The organism is uncultured Azohydromonas sp. (assembly GCF_937926365.1).
Classification (GTDB): Bacteria; Pseudomonadota; Gammaproteobacteria; order Burkholderiales; family Burkholderiaceae_C; genus Azohydromonas.
In genome coordinates, this window is sequence record NZ_CALAOH010000233.1 from 1 (window position 1) to 4,036 (window position 4,036).

The window sequence follows — 4,036 nt, forward strand, 5'->3', positions numbered from 1 at the left end:
CGTTATGCCTTCCCGGCGGAGATCGGGCCTGTGAAGCGGGGTGTGCCCACGGCGTATGGCGCGGAACCGCTTGTCAGCCTGTTGCACAGCGAGGGCGACCCACCCGTCTGGGCGCATCCCCAAGGCAATGCGCGGGGCCCATCGATCTCCCCGATCTATCGCACGGCGCCCCAGGCAGCCTTGGCGGACCCGGCCTTGCATCGCCTCCTGGCGCTACTCGATGCCTTGCGTATGGGGCGGGCCCGCGAGCGGGAGCTTGCGGCAAACCTGTTGGCCGATGCTCTGAAGCCTCACGATGCCGCGGCCTGACCCCAATCTTCCCCACCTCCAGGCGATCGCACTCGCCTTGGGCGATCTGTGCGAGCAGGTTGTGTTTGTAGGGGGTTCCACGGCCGGACTGCTGCTTACCGACCCATTTGTGGAAGGAATCCGTCCCACCATGGACGTGGATGCCATCGTCCATGCCGAAACACTCCCGCAGTTCTATCGCGTGGAAGAACAGCTGGAGCAGCGCGGGTTCGTCCGTGATGCCGCCAGTGGAGTCATCTGCCGCTGGCTGCACCGCGAGTCGGGCGTTCTATTCGACCTCATGCCTACTGCTGGCGCCGTCCTCGGCTTTACCAATCGCTGGTATGAGGAGGCACTCTCAACGGCCTCCCCGTTTGAGCTGGGTAACGGAATAACCATCCGGCTCGTCTCCGCGCCCGCATTTGTCGCCACCAAGCTTGAGGCTTTCATGAGTCGCGGCAAAGGCGACTTCCTGGCGAGCCACGATCTGGAGGACGTAATCCAGGTCGTGGATGGCCGCCCCGAACTCGTGGAGGAGCTCGCCGCTGCCTCGGAACCGCTCAGGCGGGCGGTGGGGCAAACGTTCGCCGGGCTGCTGGCGAATGACGATTTCAACAACAGCCTGCCGGGCCTGGTCGAAGACCCGGATCGGGCAGATGTAGTCCGCGAGCGCCTGCAGCAGATGGCGCTCCATGCAATTACCAGGAACACCTGAATCATGCCACTGACGTTACCCCAGCTTGAGCGCCACCTCTTCAAAGCCGCCGACATCCTGCGCGGCAAGATGGATGCCTCCGAGTTCAAGGAATACATCTTCGGGATGCTGTTCCTCAAGCGCTGCTCGGACGTCTTCGAACAACGCCGCGAGGAAGTCATCCAGCTCGAACTGACCAACGGTAAGACCGAAGCCGAAGCCCGGGCGTTCGCAGAAAACCGGAACTGGTACAAGAAGGATTCATTCTGGGTGCCCCCGCATTCGCGTTACGACTACCTGCTCAACGAGGCTCACCAGAACGTCGGCGACTACCTCAACAAGGCGCTGGCGGGTATCGAGAGTGTCAACGCCAGCCTCGACGGGGTGCTGGAGCACATCGACTTCACCCGCAAGGTCGGCCAGAGCAAGATCCCCGACATCAAGCTGCGCCAGCTGATCACGCACTTCGGCACCTACCGGCTGCGCAACGAGGACTTCGAGTTCCCCGACCTGCTGGGCGCCGCCTACGAATACCTGATCGGCGAGTTTGCCGACTCGGCCGGCAAGAAGGGTGGCGAGTTCTACACGCCACGTTCGGTGGTGCGGATGATGGTTCAGCTCATCAAGCCGCAGCAACATCACGATATCTATGACCCATGTGTTGGGTCCGGCGGCATGTTGATCCTGTCCAAGGAATACATCGATGAGCACGGAGGTGATGGCCGCAAGGCCAACCTCTTCGGCCAGGAGTTCAACGGCACGGTGTGGTCCATCGCCAAGATGAACATGCTGCTGCACGGCATCAGCACCGCCGACCTGCAGAACGAGGACACCCTCGCCGATCCCAGACATATCGAGAATGGAGAGCTGAGGCGCTTCGACCGCGTGCTCACCAATCCCCCCTTCTCGATCAACTGGGGCAACACCGAGAAGAACGCCGACGGCACGCCCGCCTGGGCGCCGAAGTTCCCCGAGCGCTTCCGCTTCGGCCAGGTGCCGCTGGGCGCCAAGAAGGCCGATCTGATGTTCCTGCAGCACATGATCGCCGTCACCCGCGACGGCGGCATGATCGCCACCGTCATGCCGCACGGCGTGCTGTTCCGTGGCGGCGAGGAAAAGACCATCCGCGCCGGCATCATCGAGGAAGACCTGCTCGAAGCGGTGATCGGCCTTGCCCCCAACCTCTTCTACGGCACCGGCATCCCCGCCTGCATCCTGGTGCTGCGCCAGCAGGTGCAGAACGGCGCGCAGCGCGTCAGCGGCAAGCCGAAGGAACGCCAGGGCAAGGTGCTGTTCATCAATGCCGACCGCGAGTACTTCGAAGGCCGGGCGCAGAACTTCCTGCTGCCCGAGCACATCGAGAAGATCGTCACCACCTTCGACGAATTCAAGGAAGTGCCCGGCTTTTCGGCCATCGTCGACAACGCCACGCTCAAGGCCAACGACTACAACCTCAACATCCGCCGCTACGCCGACAACGCCCCACCGCCCGAGCCGCACGACGTGCGCGCGCATCTGGTCGGTGGCGTGCCCAAGGCCGAAGTGGCCGACAAGGCCGCGCTGTTCCAGGCCCACGGGCTGGACCCGCTGGATCTGTTCGTCGAGCGCGATGCGAAGTACTTCGACTTCAAGCCCGGGCTGACCAGGCGCCAGGACCTCAAGCCCGCCATCGAAGGCAACGCCGGCATCAATGCCAAGGAAGCCGCCATCCGTGAAGCCTTCGAGCAATGGTGGCAGGCGCACAGCGGCCGCATCACGGCACTGGCCGGTCAGATGGACAACCCCGCCAGTCTCGTCGCCCTGCGCAACGACCTGCTGGCCAGCTTCAGCCAGAGCCTGGAGGCCATCGGCCTGCTCGACCCCTTCCAGGTGCGCGGCATCGTCGCCGGCTTCTGGGTCCAGACCAAGTACGACTTCCTCACCCTGATGGCGCGTGGCGCCAAGGGCGTGGCCGATGCCTGGCGCACCAGCATCGTCACCGCGCTGGAAGACAAGGCCAGCAAGGAAAGCCCGCTGGAGCACAAGCTGGTCAAGTTCCTGATGGGCGACTTCGTGGAGGCCATCAACGAACTGGAGGCCAGGAAGGCCGAGCTGGACAGCCAGATCAAGGCGGCTGATCCCAAGTCCGCGAAGGATGCCGACGGCGAGGATGGCGAAGCTGCCGAAGCGGAGGATGATGCCGACGACGAGAACGCCGTCGACGAAGCCCAGCTGAAGGCCTGGAAGAAGGAGCTCGCCGCCGTGAAGAAGGCCCTGAAGGCCAAGAAGGACAGCTTTGCGGCGCACATCAACGCCGCCGTCGATGGCCTGTCACCCGAGCAGGCCGCCGAGCTGCTGCTGACCATCCTGCACGACGACATGCGCGCCATCGTCGAGCGCTACATCGCCGCCCAGCGCAAGGCCATCGTCGCCGCGTTCGAGAACTGGTGGGACAAGTACCGGGTGACGCTGACCGAGATCGAGGGCAAGCGCGATGCGGCGGCGAAGGCGCTGGAGGGATTTTTCAAGGGGTTGGGGTATGTCTGAGAAGGCCTACACTCCTCGCCCGCTCCGTACCGCTGTCAGTGATCACGTCGGAGGCGGCACGCCGCCTCGGCAAGTGCCTTCATATTGGAAGGGGAACATCCCTTGGGCATCTGTAAAGGACTTTCCAGAACAAGCGGGAGTCATCACGGATACTCAAGAGCACATTTCGCTTGCAGGCCTGAATGCCAGTGCGAGCAATGTGATTCCTGCAGGTACGCCATTAGTCTGCACGCGCATGGCGGTCGGACGTGCCGCTATGCCATCCGTACCCATTGCAATCAATCAGGATGTGAAGGCTCTTTTCCTAGCAGCAGGCGTGTCGGTCGCCTATCTGCTCAAGCTGCTGCAGTTCGTTCAACCAAGAGCCGAAGCACTGGCCGTGGGTTCGACGGTCAAAGGCATTCGGATTCAGGATTACTTGAATATCGACGTACCGATCGCCGAGACGAATGCGCAACCGATAATTGCGGCTGTTCTCGACACCCTCGACACCGCCATCCACGAAACCGAGGCGATCATCGCCAAGCT

3 protein-coding genes and 1 pseudogene are annotated in these 4,036 nt (G+C 62.9%); all 4 read left to right on the forward strand.

All coding sequences use genetic code 11. The annotated features are described in order from the left end of the window. Nucleotides 1–309: pseudogene (locus Q0741_RS25960) on the forward strand (hypothetical protein); the annotation flags it as partial. Between the two features lie 130 nt (nucleotides 310–439). Next, entirely contained in the window at nucleotides 440–1,003 is a 564-nt protein-coding gene (locus tag Q0741_RS25965) for a hypothetical protein (protein ID WP_298236093.1), read from the forward strand. Nucleotides 1,004–1,006: 3 nt separating this feature from the next. After that, on the forward strand, nucleotides 1,007–3,508 hold the full coding sequence (locus Q0741_RS25970) for a class I SAM-dependent DNA methyltransferase (protein ID WP_298236094.1): 2,502 nt from the start codon (nucleotides 1,007–1,009) through the stop codon (nucleotides 3,506–3,508). Further along, nucleotides 3,501–4,036: restriction endonuclease subunit S (locus Q0741_RS25975; protein ID WP_298236095.1), on the forward strand; the 536-nt coding region annotated here is incomplete at its 3' end. The genes Q0741_RS25970 and Q0741_RS25975, both read left to right, overlap by 8 nt.

Coding starts and splice junctions, on each gene's coding strand:
- Q0741_RS25965 (WP_298236093.1), top strand. CDS start 440: ATGGACGTGGATGCCATCGTCCATGCCGAAACACTCCCGCAGTTCTAT.
- Q0741_RS25970 (WP_298236094.1), top strand. CDS start 1,007: ATGCCACTGACGTTACCCCAGCTTGAGCGCCACCTCTTCAAAGCCGCC.